This is a genomic window from Stutzerimonas chloritidismutans (genome assembly GCF_020783375.1).
GTDB classification, from domain to species: Bacteria; Pseudomonadota; Gammaproteobacteria; order Pseudomonadales; family Pseudomonadaceae; genus Stutzerimonas; species Stutzerimonas kunmingensis.
Genome location: NZ_CP086067.1, coordinates 1,975,766 through 1,992,157, shown reverse-complemented (window position 1 = coordinate 1,992,157; position 16,392 = coordinate 1,975,766). Strand labels below are relative to the sequence as shown.

Sequence of the window (16,392 nt, the reverse complement as noted above, 5' to 3'; positions counted from 1 at the left end):
GCAATAACGGTAAAACGCCATTAAGCAATGTTGGATCCAAGGAGTGGGATACGTGCCCGCAAGCTCTACCCGCTCTACCCTGGCTCGCCAATGGGAGCTGCTGAAGATGCTGCCCGTAAGGGCGCCGGGCGTTACTGCAGCAGATCTTCAGAAAGGCCTGGAACAGGCCGGCCACCCGACCAGCAAGCGTACCGTTGAACGCGACCTCGTCGAACTCTCAAGACTGTTTCCCCTGCAGTGCAACAGCAAGGGAACGCCCTTCGGCTGGTATTGGACCCCAGGTTCGACCGCCGAACTGCCAGGTCTCTCGATCTGCGATGCACTGACGATGCGGCTCGTCGAAAGCAGTATTCGTCCGCTGGTCCCGGCCAACCTGCTCGCTATCCTTGAGCCCAAGTTCGCGCAGGCACAACGCAAGCTCGAGTCTCTCAGTGCAGAAAGCGCATCGGCACGCTGGGCGGATAAGGTCGCCAGCGTCCAGCCTGCCCTTTCACTGCTTGCACCCGTAATCGACAAGGACGTTCTTGAGAAGGTACAGGACGCTCTGCTGAAAGATCTGCAGATTAGGTGCCGTTACTACGCAGCTCACAAGGATCAGACCCACGACCTGACGCTTAGCCCGCTCGGACTGGTACAGCGCGGCCAGGTCACCTACCTGATCGCAATTGCCGAACCGTTCGAGGATATCCGGCAGTTCGTTCTCCACCGGGTCCAGGCGGCCGCACCGATTGATCGTCCCGCCAATCGCCCGCCGGATTTCGACTTGCAGCGCTACATCGAAAGCGGACCGATGCAGTTCGGCAGCGGACAGTCAATCCGGCTCGAAGCCTGGATTACGGAGGGGCTAGCGCGGCTCATGCGCGAGACGCCTCTTTCACAGGATATGGAGATATCGCCACTGCCGGACGGCGCGACGCTTACGGCTACCGTAGCCGACAGTTGGGAGCTTCGGTGGTGGATCCTGTCGCATGCCGGTTCAATCAGGATAGACAAGCCCGCCGACCTTCAAGGTTCTATTGTGCAGCGTCTGTTGGAGGCAGTTGCCCTTCACGATCGTAACCAGGCTGTAGATTAGCTTCGTAGCAAGCAAGACGCACCGCCATCCGCTGGCCGTCCGCCCCGCGCCAGCGAGCAGTCAAAAGCCTCGCTGGGCATACCACTTGACCTACACGCCAGAAGAGTAACTGGCCTGTTGAAACCGTTTCTCGAGCGCAGGTATTTCTAGAGCCGCTTCATCGGTGAAGACATATACCCTTTGATTCTCATCATTGATGACCAACTCGGTGCCATAGCATCTTAGCCATAATTTTCGATGTTCCGCCGAAAGCACATACCCTTTCTCATACTCGCTATTGGGAAGTCGGCTAGGGATAGCCGACCCCTTTCGTTCCAGTCGAGTTATACCAATGACTAGATGCAGAAGAGAGCCCTGCTCCGGGGCGACCAACTCATGAAATGTTGGCCAGAAAACCTTGTCGTCATCAGACGCCCGCCATCCCGAAACCCTATTGATATCCTTCAGGCCTTCATAAGGGTGCGAGTGGAAGGTCCCAACGAGCTCCAAATGAGGCCAGTATTTCTCGAAGAACTCCTTCTTTGCTCCGACAGACTCGTAGTTTGGCTGCACCCAATGCGAATGGCGGACCGCCGATGTCTCGGCCGTCGCCATCGTCACTACGATTCTTGCCGGGGCACCGCCCTTCTTGGGGATCGAATAGCCCCAAAGCAGTCCGAATGTCTCGAGCTTATCGTACCCCTTACCCCTCAAGGTACTTTGGTGTCGAAACTCAAACGCCTCGATTGCAGTGGTAAAAAGCTGAGGCACCGCATGATCTTCAATGTATACATTCGTTCGCAACGAAACGATCTCCCAACCGCAAAAAAATCAGTGATCCAGCCCTATTTCTGGACGGAAATTTCCGCAATCAACATCCCCAGTAGATCATCTCTTTCCTCTCGCGAGAGCCGCGCCAGCTCCGAGTAAAAGTGTAAATCCGACGAAAATGCCAGCTTTCTAATGGCGCGGCGGTCGCCCGCCCCAATTGCACCCACACATAGTATTTGCTCGTAGGCCCATGCCATCTTAGAGACAACGCTACAGTATCTTTGCGACCTCCCAAACAGGGATCTCAAAATACTCCTTTGCAGCACACCGCTCGGCGCCTCTTCACCATCTTTAAAGTAGTAACTGCGAAGCATCTCTTCAAGCGATCGAGATTCGCGCGGGTACAAACGCACAATATTTTCTGCGTCAACTGTATTTTCTGGGGAGGCTTCAGCAAGCCGCAGCAACTCCGTACGACTGAAGTCAGCGCTCAGTTGTAGGAGATCAATTACATCCGAGCAGCAACCCTCGATAAAATTGATTTCTCCCGCAATATATTTTTCATGGAAAAACTCAACAAGCTTTCCTATGTCCCTGCAATTCACCATCTGAGAAACGGAATCACCTAGCAGTCTTTCCGCTGCCGCCAATCCAGCACTGATGCGGTGCTGACTGAGGTTCATCAATCCCGCCCCCTCAAGAAGCCACTCAACGACTCGTCACAATCCTCGCCCACTGACCAGTCGGGCGTCTGCAAAAGGCTTCTCGCGAGAGAAACATACTCATCCCAGCGAACGGCCAGGTTGTGTGACAACGCGATAAGGTCCTTCCTATCCTCACCGCTCTCTTCGACGGCGAGCCCGTAATGCATGTCAAAAAAAGTGACTAAAGCGTTGATTCCATCGAGCCTTTCCCGCAGCTCCTTAAGATCATCAAGCGCGCAAATAAACTGCTCGCGGACACGTTTGAGAAACATCCCGAACTCTAAATCACTCACCCCCTCGTAGTTATGCTCAAGACCACTTGGGATATCAGCCTTGTCCACAACCCGCTTTCCATCTAAGTCAGAGCCAATGCTCAGATAGAACTCATCCATCAAACCATCAACATTGAGCCAGCCGATTGAATCGTTGCAATCAGCAGCTTCTAAAACCGCTCCATTAATGCTTTCCATCCACCGGCCGACGGAGGTCCCTGCCAGGAACTTTAAAAGTATCTTATGCTCCGCCTCAAAGGCTTCCAGTCGCTTCAAGTAAGCGCGGGACATCTGCCTTGCTCGATCCATTGCAATCCCCTATTCTTCAGCGCACCGCACAAATGGCCTTCCCGATCTGCAGCGAGCGACCAGCCCTACCTGCGAGCGCACCTCAACAAATGGTAGCCACTCTGGCAAGCGTCAAACTTTCCATATTGCAATTGGGACATAATGCATTCTGCGGCACGGGTTCACAATCGTTATAAACCAACCCGGCCGGCGATTCAAACAGCTCCGGGAAGCCTAGGTCGGACTTGCGCAATGCAACCCGCGTTCTAGTAGTAAGGGAAGCAAGGTAAACCTCAGAGTTCCCACACTCGGAACAGGTATAATAATACTCTGTTCGCCCTCTATCCTCTGAAGGCATTCTCTGAGATCGAATGCAATGGTAAGACACTATGGGAATATCTCCGTGCAAGTAACTCGTGGACTATTTCTGTTACGCGCTTACGTTATTCCTACGATTCAAATTACATAGAGGACTCATTAATGCCCGCACCTCAGCATCGACGTCGTCGTTTCCACACGCTAGACACGAGCAGCTTTATTCAAAAACAGATGCCTCAGCTTTTAATTATGCCACATAAAAACAACCTGCTTAAGCAGGCAACTAAACCGGCATTCAATTCATGACCTAATCAATAATTAGTTTCGGCATTATAACTACCTCGATCGATAACCGACCGAAATACCCGCACAGTGAAGCGTTTCCCCACACATCAAAGAATAACGGCTCAACCGGCGCGGGCACCCGGCTAATCGGAATAACTGATCAAGTAGTTGCCATTGTCTTCTGCCAGCGCGCGATAGCGAACAACTCCGCTCAATGAGGCCGGCAACGCCACCTCAACGGGTTGCCCGGCCAGAAGGGCCCTTACCGGCTCGACCACCTTGCGTTGAATGTCGTCCGGGGTATTTACCGCTGCCAACCTGAGGCTGTACAGCCAAAGCCCACCGGGCGGGTTGCCCTGCCAGCGCATCAGAACCTCGCCATCGATCTCGGGGGCGACCTCGTATTCGCTGAAGAGGGGAAAGCCCATGTAGTAATTGTTGGAGAAGCTGATCGGCTCGTCCCAGAGCCCGATGTGCAGCAGCGGTTCCGAGCAGCCGACTGCTGCCATGCCCTCGCCGGCAAGACTGATCTGGAAAAACAGGGCGCAATCCGTAACGCGTTTACCTTTGCGCGTCAGCGGCAGGGACGCACCCAGCGAGTAGTACATGCAGCGAGTCGGATCTTCCTCGAACGCGCCGATCCATGGCCCCGTTGACCGGAATAGCCCCTTCAAATCGGGATTTAGGAGCGCTGCACTGATCTGCTGCTTGAGGAGGTTTGAAAGATTACCGCTCTCTCGGTATACGCCGGCGAGAAACGTTGCGCTGTCGGTAATCGCCTTGCCAATATCCATCGTCATGCCTGTAATTCATCCATTCGAGAAAAAAGTCGCCGGGGTCAGTACTCGATATCGGTGCCATGCCAGAAGGCGGCCCTGTGAGGCTCCGGTAGCGAGGGAGGACCCAGCCGCAGAAAGCCGCCGAATGCGGAGATTCCCAGCAGGCCAAGGACCTTCTCGATCTGTACTGCCCATTCGGCGAGCGGCGATTGCCCAGCGCCCTTGAAACTCTCGGCGCTGTTCAGGATGTCCTGCCAGGTTCGGAGCAGGAGCCGGCGACGCCAGACATCTTCCTCGGCCAGCGCGCCCAGCCCCTGGCTAACCTCCGGCGCGATGAACAGGTGAAGGGCTGTCTCGCGTTCCTCATCGGAAAGGAAATCCAGCCACTGCCGATGGAGTTGCCGCTCCCCGCTTAACGGTGCACGCCATTTGAACTCGACCAGCAGAAGCCGACGAGTGCCGTCACGCCAATGCAGCGAAACCAGCAGATCGGGTTCAATTCGGCGCCCTGAATTGACTCGCGAAGGCCAGAACTCGACACCGGCCCGCACGGGTTCGCCTTCCGGCCAATCCGTTCCAGGCCCGATGATCTCCCGCCACAGTGCTGAAACCGCCGATGCCGGGAAGAAAGCCAGGGGTCCCATCAGGATGGCGGTGAGTTCGTCCTCCTCCATTACGCGACGTTCCCCCTCCTCCCTGTGCCCGAGGTAACGGTAATGCAGACAGGTCTTTTTCCTGCTGATGGCATGCAGCATCCCGATCTCCAAAATAATGATTGCGACTGGACACGCGGGCGTTACCCGCGGCCTTCCTTGATCTAGTTCACAGTAGCGCCGGCATCGTCCCGCCGACGCAGGCCTGGGGACTATGGGCATAGGAGGCGCGGGAGCGGGCACACGCCAGTTCACCCGCAACTTCCTGCAGTGCCTGCACTCGATGGGGGTTGCCGGAGGCAAACCGGGGGTGGGTCGTCCGCAGGCAAAGGGTGTCGCCCATGCGGAACCGCCAAAGTCGCCGGGGCTCGACGACGCAACTGTCCCGGATGCGGCCGTCAAAGCATGCCTTGAGGTACCGGTCATAGCCCGCGCCGGTAACAAAGAGAATGGCTCGCGGCTGCAGCAGCTCGATCTGCTTCACTAGTAACTGTGTTGACAGTTCGGCTATCAGTCCCATCGCCTTGCTGGCGATCGGCGATCGTCCCTTGAAACTGATGGAGAACAGGTTGTGCCACGCAACCGAGCCCTCGACGGATTTCAGCGTCCGCTGCGCCTGGCGGTGAAACTGCCCGAACCTCGAGCCTCTGGGTGGCCCTGCGAGCAGGTCACGGTGACGGGCCATGGAAGCCGCGACATACTCCTGCAACGGAGTGTCATAGACCTTTGCGAAGCTGCCCAGCCAGCCTCGCGTCTCCTGCCCGACTATCATCAGCTTCACGGGACCGACGGGGGCCGAAGGCAGGAAGATCCCGGCCAGGCCGGTGTCCACGGGACGGAATCGTGACAGATCGAAGGCTGATAGCAACTCGTTATACGCTCTGGCAAGACGATCATCGCACTCAGTACTCAAAGTCGTTCTTACTCTTGGTATTGACCAACTCAACGATATCATAACGACATCATTAGCTTCGCGCGAAGGTCTGATTCCCCGCCCTTGCCAACCCCGCTGACCCGTTCATTCGGAGCTATCAGTGACGCTAACCGAGGCGCACATCCTGACTGCAAAAACCGAAGAGCGAAGTTGAACATTCGCATTGGCTCAGGATCACTAGGAAGACTGCGCCTTAGCGTACTGGCAGGCCTCGTTTAGCATGCCGATCAGGTTTCCCAATGTGTCGTCGTTTATCAGAACTTCTCTGAACGACTCCTTTCCCGACGGCCCCGAGGGCGACCGGGTATGCCGAATGGGGAAACGCTCACAGAATGCGCTGACCTGGACGCTCCGCGATTGCCAAAACGCTTTTGGAAACGACATCACCCTTTCCGGCCTCTTTCGAAAGGCCACCAGCGCATGTTTCTTGCCGACACGATCGGTCCAGATGAACTGCAGGGTATGGGAATTTTCGCTTCCCTGCGGTTTTAGTCCCTCGCTTTCCAGCAGTTCTATCAGTGGTCCGTACAGCCTGCATCCAAAGCCGCTAAGGAATTCGTTTTTGAACCGCTCGCCGTAAGATCCATCTTCCATAAATGCTCCCTCATCTCGCTTCAGTTCGCCGCCAACTTGCCACGCTAATCAGCCTGCGCCAAGCCATTAAGCAGGACCCTCAGTCTTTCTCGTATTTCCGGGTACTCGAGATCCCATTTCTTCATGTAAATGTGCACCGCACGATGACAGTTCGGGCAGAGCAGAGCGAGATCCTCGAACCTTACGGCGTGCTCCGAGGAATAGGTTGATATGGGCACCTTGTGGTGTGCCTCTATGCATTCGACGCCATAGCGCGCCGAGAAGCGTTGACGGCAGATTTCGCACTCCGAGGCGGAGCGACCCTTCAGCGCCCTGACGACTTCTCTGTTCCGTTCTGCCATGAGGTGCGTCACATACCTTAGACCACCCTCCCGGTAGTCGGCCCCCTCTTCCGAAATGCTCGTGTCCGATCCAACGATCACTCGATTCCTGACCAGTACTACGAATCGATCGTCAATGGCCGAAACGTCGAACGCCCCTTCGTATGACCAGGAGCTCCCAGCCTCCGTAAAGAGAAGGATCGGATATCGGTACACGGGCTGATGGATCAGAACGGCGTTCGCCTTCTCGGCATGTGAAATGACGCCATCGCGGGCCTTGAAGGAATAGTGGTAGGCGGTCTTTTCATTGTCCGACCATCCATCGTCCGCGTATGCCCCCGGTCGCGCCTTCAGGATAACGGCTCGACATGCCGGTAGGCCCCCAACCCAGTTGATTCCCTGCTGCGGCGTGTTCCCGATTTTCAGGTCCTCGCCACTCCAGAAGCTGGAGCCCGCCACCTTCGAATGCTGAATGAGGTCGAAGAAATTGCGCTTCGATACGCAATCTCCGGGGGCCAGTCGAAACAGGTCCTGCGTTCCTTTCAGTTCCACTCCGAACTCTCCTCTCGCCACGTAGCTCGATGCTGGTGCATGTCGCCAGGCCCACCGTTGTCGGGCCCGGCACATGTTCAGCCACCGAGAATCTCCGGTATGCCCTGCTGCAGGGGCGAGTAGCCGGCATCCCTCGTCCTTGTCCAGCACTCGGGCTTCTTGGCCCACTCCGAGATCATCCTGCCGCCGGACCCGCGGTGCAGCGCCTCGTTGACCTCGACCGCCCAGTCGGCAATCTGTCGCTGGAGCTGAGGCGATATCGCCTGCTCCTGCCAGACACGCCGAAAGTCGAACCGGTCTTCGGCCTTCATGGCAAGTACCGAGACCGTATATGCGGTGATGTTCGCCTGGAACGCCGGAAAAAGCGGACGAATCGCCTTGTGGGCGGCCTTGAACAGAATCGCCTTGGCAATCATCCGCTTGAAGTCGTCCTGATCCGGAACCACGTTCTCGCCCGCCAGCTCCCGGTCGGCAAGCGAATCCATGAAAGCCTGAAAGTTCTTCTGGCTTCCAAGGCTTACCACATGGGGCTTCTGTTCCCAGGCGAACAGATACTTGGCCAGATCCGGCTTTGTAAGGCGACGATAGGGGGGAATGGCGGCCTGGAGCTTCCGGCGCTGCGCCGGCGTCGCCGCTTCCTTCTCCAGCATGACCTTGTAGCTGCCAGCAGATCGCTCATAGAACCATCGCCCGACGCCGTCCGGGCAGTAGGTACGCATGGAGATTCGCTCGAGTTCCCGGTGGAACGGCTTGTTCGCGGACAGATCGGACTGTCTTACGACGTTCTGGCTGTTGGCATATCGGGAAATGTTGGCAATCAGCTCCTCGTCATCGGCCTGCCCGTCACGCAGCACGATGATCTTGGCGGGAACGCGGACATTGCTCAGGTCGATATCGGCGTTCTTCTTTTTAGCAAAGTAGATGGATGCGGTGGTCTGGCCTCCGTTGACGATCTGCATGCCCTGCAGCCAGAGAATCCCAACGGATCCGTCGGACGCGCGATCCAGCTGAGCGGCGTCCGCCACGACAACGATCCCGTTGTTGTAGGCCATGAACCGATCAGGATAATCCCGCAGGGTATCCCGAATTCCCTTGTTGACGCCCTTGCTGCTCACGCCCAGAAACGAACGAACGTTGGCCTCGAGTATCCGGGGGCCGTACCTGTCGTACAGGTGACGCAATGCCTCGCCCGGTATGGCCGTCAGCGCATAGTCGTATTCGTCCCCTTCCCCGCCGGGCACCCAGACGCTGGGCAGGGCCGTCCCGCACAGATCGCGGAAGTTCACCACGAGTTCGTCACGCGCCCGGCCCTGCTGCCAGTGGTTGTACAGCCGCTGCAGGTCCATGATCTCCAGCCGGACCTGTTTTCCCTCGACAGCCTGAGGCGCATAGGTTCTTGTTTTCGCAAGCGCATCGGTGATGACGAAGATCCGAATGTCGTCCAGCGACTCGAATATTCGTTCAACCTCGACCACAAGCGGATAGACGTCGTTGGTCTCGTCCAGCTCCCGCGACAGCTTTCCCGAGGCCGAAAACTTCAGAAACTGCAGACCGAGCCTGGCGGCCCGGCCGACCTCCGCATCAGGGATCTGCTCAAGCGTTTCGGCTCCGCGGTAGAGGCTTACAAACAGATCCAGTCTGTCCGGGTTGCCCCGTTCATCCGTCGTATCGGAAACCGCGTAACCGCTGACCTTTACCTTGCTGTTGCCGATTTTTGCCTCGTAGTGGCACGACGTGGGCTCGAACGTAATGCCCTGGTCGGCCATGTGGGTCATGATGTGAGAGGAAAACACGGCCTCCGCCGGTACGGGAGCCTCGCCGGGAACGAGTTCCTTTACGACCTCGTCCCGTATGGAGGTCTGCGTATCGAGAAGAAAGTCCAGAAGTTCCATCAGACTGCTCCAAGTTGGGTCAGCACCGCCGCAAGGTTGTCCTTGCCGGCAGGGACAAGACCGAGGTCGAGATCGTAGCTTGCGCGTCGCACGGCAGGCGGCACGTTGCAGGGCGTCAGGCGCGGAAAATCGCCGTTCACGAGATGAAGTCGAACCTCGATGACGGAGAAGCGTCGGGTATAGCCTTCCGCATGCATGTCCAGATAGCCGACATGGTCCAGCGCGCGCTCGAATATCCTTAGCGCTGCCGGGTCGGCCTCCAGGCGGTTGCGCATCTGCGTTACCAGCTCGGGCAGCGAGGCACCGGCGTCACCCTGAGCGAACCGCAACGCACACAGATGCAGCGGGGAACACTGGGCGTCGTCAAGCTGATCCAGCGATGCGATGCGGATTGGGAACCCCTCGGCGGCCAGGGTGGACTTGACTTCGATGGCCCCGCTTCCAAGCCGGAAGTCGTGCAGTCCGTCCAGAGGGCCCTTCCAGCCATCCACGGCCGTGAAGAGCGGCAACCCCTCGTCGAGCAGATCCCGCAACACATGGATTTCCCCGACCAGCCCCAGCTCGGCCTCGGCACCCAGCCCCTCCGTCCCCCTGCGCATGAACTCCTGCCAGCCGCGCACGCGCCCGAGCAGCCGCTGATACGCGACATCCTCGGGAAGGCTTGCGAGAGATAGGACCAGCCCACAGATGTCGGCCGCGACCGCCCCGAAAAGCTCGAGACTTCCGGCGGGCTGCCGCACGATCGAAAGCCACTGATGCGTCCCTCCCGCCTCGCCCAGTGTCGCCCGCTCCATGCGAAATCCGCGGCCCTGGGGAAGCTGCGCATTCGGGGCGATTCTGGTCTTCGAGAAGCCAACGAGAACTGCCTCCTCGTTGCCGGGCGAATGCCGGGCGGCCCTGACGCGGCAGCTGGGTGTATTGAGAAGCTCGATCGAATGCCACCCTGGTGTCGACCGGTTGCCCGACAGCGCGCGCCAGACCGCCTCGATTTCCCTGCTAGTCGCTGCCGCCATACTGCTGCTCCCAAAGAAGGTTGGTGACGACATAGGGCACTGACTTGCCCTTGCTGCTGGAAGGGAAGCTGATGGCGAAGGCAACCACCGGCTGGTCGAGGTTCGCAACTCCGGAGTCTTTTGGATCCAGCAGCGAGATCAGGAGCAGCCCGCGCTCGGGATGTGGCGGAATGCCGTCGCCACCGAGTCCCCTGATGCGCCTCAGATACGGCCCGCTCGGGCTATCCGGCAGCGTTCGCCCCCTCGACCGTCCCGGATCGGGCTTCCAGTTTCTTCGAGTCAGCTCGAGCGCTGCCATCCAGCTCGCCTTATCCAGATCCAGTGCCTCGTCCTTTGGCGACAGCAGACGCCCGATCGAATATTTCTCCGGTTCGGACGCATTGTTCTGTCGCTTCATCCTGCTCACCTCCCGCCCTCCGACGACTTCGATCCTCTCCACGCCGCCGCCGACAACCGCTACCGTCCACTCGGTCAGCTCGCCGGCACGGCTCATTTCATCGACGAAGTCGGCCAGCAGATCGCTTCGTACCTTCCGGGAGTCCGGATGGGTCTCGTAGGAACGTAGGAACTCTATTACCGGCTGTGCGGATGCGCCGCGCCAGCAGGCACCGCTCCAGCTGTCGGTCCTGCCGTCCCGGTTCTGGTCGGGAATTGCTCCTGCCGCCCCGAGGGTGGCCTCGAGCGTCCGGAACGCTGCCAGATTGCGCTCCACCTTCTCGCGATCCGTGAAGAAGGCCACCGTTTCCGCCACCTCGCCGCTGAACGAAAGGTATAGCGTCCTGGCCGTTCGCATCTTCAGCGGAGAGGTCACCATCAGCACCGGGTGCGACTTGACCTTCAGCCCGTAGTCGCGGGGCGTCAGTCCGCTTTCGATCATGTAGTCGAACTCGGCCCTGAGTTCCTCAGCTGCATCGGCGATGTGCTCGAACCACTCCACCAGGTCGTCCGTGGTGTACAGCCGGCACAGGTCCAGATAGCCGGGCCGATAGCCAAACCAGCGGCCCATCTGCATCAGCGTGTCGTACATCTTCGATGCGCGAAGGAAGTAGCTCACGCAGAGCCCCTCCAGGGTAAGCCCCCGTGCCAGCTTGTCTCCGCCAATGGCTATTACCTTCAGCCCCGTAGGGCTGTCCGCATAGTCGAGCGCATCCTTGGCAGTTCCGTTGATCATCCGGACATCGATCTGCTCGAGCACATCGGCCAGGATTGCCTCGATGGCCGTCCAGTCGTCCGCCGAGTGATGAATGTCCAGACCGCTCTGCCCTGCGATGGCGGCAGTAGTGGAAACGAAATCCCTGCTCCAGAGGTCGCAAAGGGTGCTCAGGCATTTCTCATGGTCGATCCGGCGCCTCAGCCGCTGCCTGAGATGCAGTACATAGTCGCCCACCTGTCTATGGACGTGCTGCTGCACAAGGTTGAAGCGCGTGACGTGGATAAGCATCGAGCTGTGCTCGCCACCCTGCCCTCGAAGCTGTCGAATGGCGCACGAGAGGATGAAGGCGTTGATGGCTTCCTGCAGCGAATCGGGTATCCGGTCGCATCCGTCAATGGCAGGCACGTGCGTGCTCTTGTGGCTCACCGGCATCCACCCGGATTTCCTGTCCTCCGAACACTGGTCGCTTACGCAACGCACCAGATCGAGCGCACCGGAGCGCCCCTCTTCGCTGGCCAGCCCGAAGACGCGGGACGGTCCGATGTAGTTGGAGGGCGCAGCGAGATTGGTAATGAAAGCGGCCGGAAACAGATCGGGGCCTTCCCTGACCGTCTCGCCATGCTCATGGATGTAGATGTTGGCGAACGGCGTAGCCGTATAGCCGACGTAGGCCTTGCGGGAAAAGGAGTGAAGAATCTGGCGAATGAGACTGTTGATGGCGGTTGGCTGGTGATCCAGATCCGGAACCCCGTTCTCGTCGACCACCTTCTCTCCCGTATCTACCGATGCGTGGTCAGCTTCGTCGTCGACTATCAGAAGGGGCAGATGGGTAACGAGCGGCCGGCCGGTCTCCGGGTCGCTGCTCTCGGCCACGTGCTTGTGAATCCAGGCCAGCAGCCGGGTCAGGACCGTCTTGTTCTTCTTGACGACGAACAGCCACGGCTTCTGCTCGGGAGACACGCCGAGATTCTTCACGAACCTGGTGTTGAAGTCGCCCGTCTCGGAGCGGTTGGTCACGTATTGTGGACGGAGTGCGGCGGACGAATCGATCTTTCCGACCCCAATGGCGACATTGCCGGCCCCCTCCACCGGGCTGCTCTCGTAGCCGAGAAAGCCCTCGTCCAGCCGCATCTGGGTCTGCGCCCTCAGGTTGTTGTGCAGACCTGCAAGAACGATGATGATCTTGTAGCCGGCATCGGCAGCCTTGCAGATGAGACCGGTATAGCTGCCGGTCTTGCCCGACTGGACGTGCCCAACGACCATGCCCCTGCGATCCCAGTGACCGTCACGGCGCGGGTCTTCCAATTTTGAAAGGATGCTGTCGGTGCTCCGATCGAGCTTCTCGGCAATCTCCCAGGACAGCTTCTGCTCCTGCCATTCCCGGTAACGTCGCCAGTAGCGCCAGTCGGCCTTTCGCTCGGGGGTCAGCCACGGAATGTGACCGGCCGTATCGACAAGCGAGGAATCGTCCCCGACCCAGATGCTGAACCGTCGGATCAGCTCCTCGGTCACCGCCGCGCGATCAAGGCCGGCCCCCCATTGCGGCATCAGCGCCAGGACCATGTCGATCTTCCCGGAAATCAGCGTCGGGGTAATCGTCGACTTGTCCGCCTCCCCGGCGAGCATTTCCTGGACAAACTTCACCACGCTCCATTTGTTGTCGTCGGACATTGCGTACTACTCCTTCAGACTGTCAGGCAGCCCATCGATCAGTGCGGGGAAGGCATGAAACGGCTCGGTCGACCTCAGCAGCTCTCGGGCTGCTTCCGGGGAGTACCCCTTTCGCTCGATCATGTTGCGGTACATGACCAGCAGCACCTCGCGCGCTTCGTCGGGCGGACTCTGGTCAAAGCCCGTACGGGGGGTGTCGCGGTTTTCGGCCGTGTCGATCCAGATTCGCTGTACCGGCACCGACTCCTCGATCACGCGCAGCATGGCACGAACCATCGGAAGAAGCGGACCCGCCTCGTCGAGTACGGCCCTGACGGCCGGATGCTCCGGGTCGATTCGATAGCGCATTCCGCCCGCGAGCCTTTCGACCTTCCAGGCCTCCACGACCTGCCTGTTGCCGATCAGCGTCGGCCGCCCCCGATGTGCAAAGGCCCTGCGCGCGCGGGAGCGGGTCGCCTCTGCCAGACCGGTCAGCCACTGGCGCAGATACACCGGCGGCCTCGCCGTCGACTTGCGAATGTCGATCTTCCAGTCCGCGTCTGCCGAATTCGGAATGTCCAGACGTATTCTGGCGAGCCGATGGGCCTCATCCTTGGTCCAGGCGCGACCGGTGCCAAGTCCCAGCCAGCTGCCCGCGACCAGAAGCCGCTCATTGCGATAGACGTAGAAGCCCTGCTGCGCGGTCCACCCCTCCGGACCGGCGAGGCGCTCGAACGCATCAGGCGTCAGCATGTCCTTGTGAGGCAGCACGTGGCATTCCGCCTCGATGCCGCTACGACTTGGATGCGTGAAAACCGGAGGGTTGTACGATTTCCCGGGATGGTCGGTCATGAACGGATCCCATGGTCTGACGGGCGTCCCGTTCAGAAGGATCTTCAGCCGGGGTCGACTTCCCTCCAGGAAGCGGTGAAACACCATGCCGAGATGCTGTTCAACCCGATCCGCAAGGTCGAGAAAGTCCTGCACGGTCGATCCGGGCGTGACGATCCGATCGAGATCTTCCCATAGCACCAGCGTTCCGCTCGACCCGCCGGAAAGGCTCTCCAGAAAGCCTTCCGAGCCCGGGTGGGGGCCTTCGAGCAGATGCCAGCCGTCATCGCTACTGCTTGCGAGGTAATCGAGATCCCAGCGAAGCGACTGGAGTCCGTCGTCTCCCATCGTCGCAACCGTCAGGCGTCGACACTGGGAAAACGATGCGGTCTTGAGCCCCAGGCCGAAGCGGCCGAGATCGCTCTCCGCCCTTTCCTCGAGCGGACTTCGCTCACCCAGTCGCATTGCGCGATCCAGCTGGCTCGCGGACATGCCCGAGCCGTTGTCGAGGCACAGGATGCGGCTGTCCCGCTCGGCCCAGACGAAATCAATTCGAACTTCCGTCGCGCCGGCGGCAATGCTGTTGTCGATGATGTCGGCGAGCGCGGTCTGGGTGTTGTAACCGAGGCCGCGCAACGCCTCGATCATCGCGCTAGCCCTGGGCGGCGCACTTCGACTCTTGAAGGTGGAATGCAAGGCTGGACTCCCTGTCTGCATGTGATTCGGCGCCGATCGCGCGCGCCTTCCCGGCACCGATGATGCGTGCGACCACGTCGGCTATCTGGTGCGCCAGAAGCGGCGGCACCGCATTGCCTACCTGATGAAACTGCTGAGTGCGGTTCCCGAGGAAGAAGTAGTTGTCCGGAAACGTCTGAAGCCTGGCGGCTTCGCGAACCGTGAGGCTTCTGCACTGCCTGGGATCGTAATGGATGAAGTAGTGACCGTCCTTGGCGATGTGGCTCGTGATCGTGGTCGACGGATAACCCTTACGCTGAACACGGAAACGGTCGCTGAACTTTCCACTTTTCCAGTTCTTGTGATCGGGCTCGAGGCCGGGAAGGTCGAAGTCGTGATGGCCCTTCGGCGAATACTGGTAGGTTTCGGCAAACGCCGCCGCGTAGACGTATCGCCGCAGGTCCGAACTCATGTGGCCCCGGGCCTCGTGATTCAGCCAGTAGCGCAACCGCTCGTCTCCCAGCCATGCGTCGAGCTGGGTTCCGGTAACGCCGTCACAACCCCCCCGCTTGAGAACGCGAAGCGCACCGCTGGACATCGAGTTCGAGGAGTAGGTGTCTGCAAGTATTCCGAGCATCGATGCGAGCCTTACCCGCTCGGGCGTTTCGGAAACCTGCAATCGACATTCGCGATGCAGCTCGCGGAGATGGTCCCGGATCACCGCAGCCCAGGCGTCCGGCGAGTCATTCAGACGCGTCAGCGTGCTTCTGAGTGGCGGGAGCCGTCCGATTACCTGTTCGATTGATGGACCGGCCGTCGGCTCGAGCTGATGGTCGCCGAGCGCGCCGACGTACTCTTCGGAAACGCCAAGCAGGATCACCCGATGTCGCGCCTGCGGAACGCCGTAGTCCTCTGCCCGAATGATGAAGTTCTCCGGCTCGATGCTGTCGGCATCGGCACCATTCTCGTACACGTAGTCCGCTACCAGCGAACAGATCCGGTACTTGGGGCCGCTGGTGCTCAATCCCAGCGCGGCGTCCGGATCCGACAGGTCCTTGAGGATCTTGGGGAAGATCCGCTCTCCCGCCACGCGGGACGAGAGGATGCCCTTCACGTTCTCCATTACGAAGACCGCCGGTCGCTTGCTCTGAATGATCCGGAGATACTCAAGGTACAGAAAATGGCGCCGGTCATCCTCTGCCCGGTAGTCGAGCTTGCCGCGGTTTCTTGCGCGGCCGACAATCGAGTACGCCTGACACGGCGGGCCCCCGATCAGAACCCAGGGCTTGGTTTCATCCAGTCTCGACTCCAGCATCCTGTCGAGCCTGGCATTGCCCTCCTCCGTCCCGAGCTCGAGCTGCTGGGCCTCATGATCCGCCTGCATCCAGGCATCTCGCGATCTCGCCGTATGGGGCTGGCTCGCGTTTGCGGTTTCGCAGAAGTCGTAATAGTCGTCCAGAGCCTCCGGCTTGTCGCGCCGGAGCAGTCGGTAGAATGCCCGCAGACGCAGCGTCGACCGGGCGGAGGCCTCCATCTCGGCGGAAACCCTGATCTCGAAGGTTTCACCGCTGCCATGCGAAGAAAAGCCTTCCCCGAGACCGCCGGGGCCGGCAAAGAGATCTACAACCTGAATGGGTGGAGTACGGCTCATGAA

At 59.4% G+C, this 16,392-nt stretch carries 14 protein-coding genes; 1 reads left to right on the top strand and 13 read right to left on the bottom strand.

Features of this window, described 5'->3' with window-relative positions:
- Window positions 1-52 precede the first annotated feature (52 nt).
- The gene (locus LLJ08_RS09355) at window positions 53-1,075 is read left to right on the top strand and encodes a helix-turn-helix transcriptional regulator (protein ID WP_228208790.1); all 1,023 of its coding nucleotides are present in this window, start codon (window positions 53-55) and stop codon (window positions 1,073-1,075) included.
- A 90-nt stretch (window positions 1,076-1,165) separates the two neighbouring features.
- Here LLJ08_RS09355 and LLJ08_RS09350 read toward each other — a convergent pair whose 3' ends face one another.
- The 13 genes from LLJ08_RS09350 to LLJ08_RS09290 form a co-directional block, all read right to left on the bottom strand.
- A complete protein-coding gene (locus LLJ08_RS09350; RefSeq protein WP_228208789.1) occupies window positions 1,166-1,858 on the bottom strand; it encodes a hypothetical protein in 693 nt (230 codons plus the stop codon).
- 41 nt (window positions 1,859-1,899) lie between these two features.
- Entirely contained in the window at window positions 1,900-2,508 is a 609-nt protein-coding gene (locus LLJ08_RS09345) for a hypothetical protein (protein ID WP_228208788.1), read from the bottom strand.
- On the bottom strand, window positions 2,508-3,092 hold the full coding sequence (locus tag LLJ08_RS09340; RefSeq protein WP_228208787.1) for a hypothetical protein: 585 nt from the start codon (window positions 3,090-3,092) through the stop codon (window positions 2,508-2,510). The genes LLJ08_RS09345 and LLJ08_RS09340 overlap by 1 nt, the downstream gene beginning before the upstream one ends.
- A gap of 743 nt (window positions 3,093-3,835) precedes the next feature.
- On the bottom strand, window positions 3,836-4,492 hold the full coding sequence (locus tag LLJ08_RS09335) for a hypothetical protein (RefSeq protein ID WP_228208786.1): 657 nt from the start codon (window positions 4,490-4,492) through the stop codon (window positions 3,836-3,838).
- A gap of 38 nt (window positions 4,493-4,530) precedes the next feature.
- Window positions 4,531-5,226 carry a hypothetical protein gene (locus LLJ08_RS09330; protein ID WP_228208785.1) on the bottom strand — a complete coding sequence of 232 codons (696 nt, stop codon included), beginning with the start codon at window positions 5,224-5,226 and terminating at the stop codon, window positions 4,531-4,533.
- A 67-nt stretch (window positions 5,227-5,293) separates the two neighbouring features.
- Complete coding sequence (locus tag LLJ08_RS09325) at window positions 5,294-5,956, bottom strand: hypothetical protein (RefSeq protein WP_228208784.1); 663 nt, start codon at window positions 5,954-5,956, stop codon at window positions 5,294-5,296.
- Between the two features lie 279 nt (window positions 5,957-6,235).
- The gene (locus LLJ08_RS09320) at window positions 6,236-6,652 is read right to left on the bottom strand and encodes a hypothetical protein (RefSeq protein WP_228208783.1); all 417 of its coding nucleotides are present in this window, start codon (window positions 6,650-6,652) and stop codon (window positions 6,236-6,238) included.
- A 44-nt stretch (window positions 6,653-6,696) separates the two neighbouring features.
- Window positions 6,697-7,524 carry an HNH endonuclease gene (locus tag LLJ08_RS09315; protein WP_228208782.1) on the bottom strand — a complete coding sequence of 276 codons (828 nt, stop codon included), beginning with the start codon at window positions 7,522-7,524 and terminating at the stop codon, window positions 6,697-6,699.
- Between the two features lie 77 nt (window positions 7,525-7,601).
- Entirely contained in the window at window positions 7,602-9,416 is a 1,815-nt protein-coding gene (locus tag LLJ08_RS09310) for an AIPR family protein (protein ID WP_228208781.1), read from the bottom strand.
- Entirely contained in the window at window positions 9,416-10,429 is a 1,014-nt protein-coding gene (locus LLJ08_RS09305; RefSeq protein ID WP_228208780.1) for a PD-(D/E)XK motif protein, read from the bottom strand. The genes LLJ08_RS09310 and LLJ08_RS09305 overlap by 1 nt, the downstream gene beginning before the upstream one ends.
- A complete protein-coding gene (locus tag LLJ08_RS09300; protein ID WP_228208779.1) occupies window positions 10,413-13,253 on the bottom strand; it encodes a Z1 domain-containing protein in 2,841 nt (946 codons plus the stop codon). The genes LLJ08_RS09305 and LLJ08_RS09300 overlap by 17 nt, the downstream gene beginning before the upstream one ends.
- A gap of 6 nt (window positions 13,254-13,259) precedes the next feature.
- Window positions 13,260-14,711, bottom strand: a complete 1,452-nt coding sequence (locus LLJ08_RS09295; RefSeq protein ID WP_228208778.1) for an ATP-binding protein — start codon at window positions 14,709-14,711, stop codon at window positions 13,260-13,262.
- A 4-nt stretch (window positions 14,712-14,715) separates the two neighbouring features.
- The gene (locus LLJ08_RS09290) at window positions 14,716-16,389 is read right to left on the bottom strand and encodes a DNA cytosine methyltransferase (RefSeq protein WP_228208777.1); all 1,674 of its coding nucleotides are present in this window, start codon (window positions 16,387-16,389) and stop codon (window positions 14,716-14,718) included.
- Window positions 16,390-16,392 lie beyond the last annotated feature (3 nt).

Excerpts from the sequence above, each read along its gene's own strand:
- LLJ08_RS09345 (WP_228208788.1), bottom strand. The coding sequence starts at position 2,508 with ATGAACCTCAGTCAGCACCGCATCAGTGCTGGATTGGCGGCAGCGGAA.
- LLJ08_RS09340 (WP_228208787.1), bottom strand. The coding sequence starts at position 3,092 with ATGTCCCGCGCTTACTTGAAGCGACTGGAAGCCTTTGAGGCGGAGCAT.
- LLJ08_RS09335 (WP_228208786.1), bottom strand. The coding sequence starts at position 4,492 with ATGACGATGGATATTGGCAAGGCGATTACCGACAGCGCAACGTTTCTC.
- LLJ08_RS09330 (WP_228208785.1), bottom strand. The coding sequence starts at position 5,226 with ATGCTGCATGCCATCAGCAGGAAAAAGACCTGTCTGCATTACCGTTAC.
- LLJ08_RS09320 (WP_228208783.1), bottom strand. The coding sequence starts at position 6,652 with ATGGAAGATGGATCTTACGGCGAGCGGTTCAAAAACGAATTCCTTAGC.
- LLJ08_RS09310 (WP_228208781.1), bottom strand. The coding sequence starts at position 9,416 with ATGGAACTTCTGGACTTTCTTCTCGATACGCAGACCTCCATACGGGAC.
- LLJ08_RS09305 (WP_228208780.1), bottom strand. The coding sequence starts at position 10,429 with ATGGCGGCAGCGACTAGCAGGGAAATCGAGGCGGTCTGGCGCGCGCTG.
- LLJ08_RS09300 (WP_228208779.1), bottom strand. The coding sequence starts at position 13,253 with ATGTCCGACGACAACAAATGGAGCGTGGTGAAGTTTGTCCAGGAAATG.
- LLJ08_RS09295 (WP_228208778.1), bottom strand. The coding sequence starts at position 14,711 with ATGATCGAGGCGTTGCGCGGCCTCGGTTACAACACCCAGACCGCGCTC.
- LLJ08_RS09290 (WP_228208777.1), bottom strand. The coding sequence starts at position 16,389 with ATGAGCCGTACTCCACCCATTCAGGTTGTAGATCTCTTTGCCGGCCCC.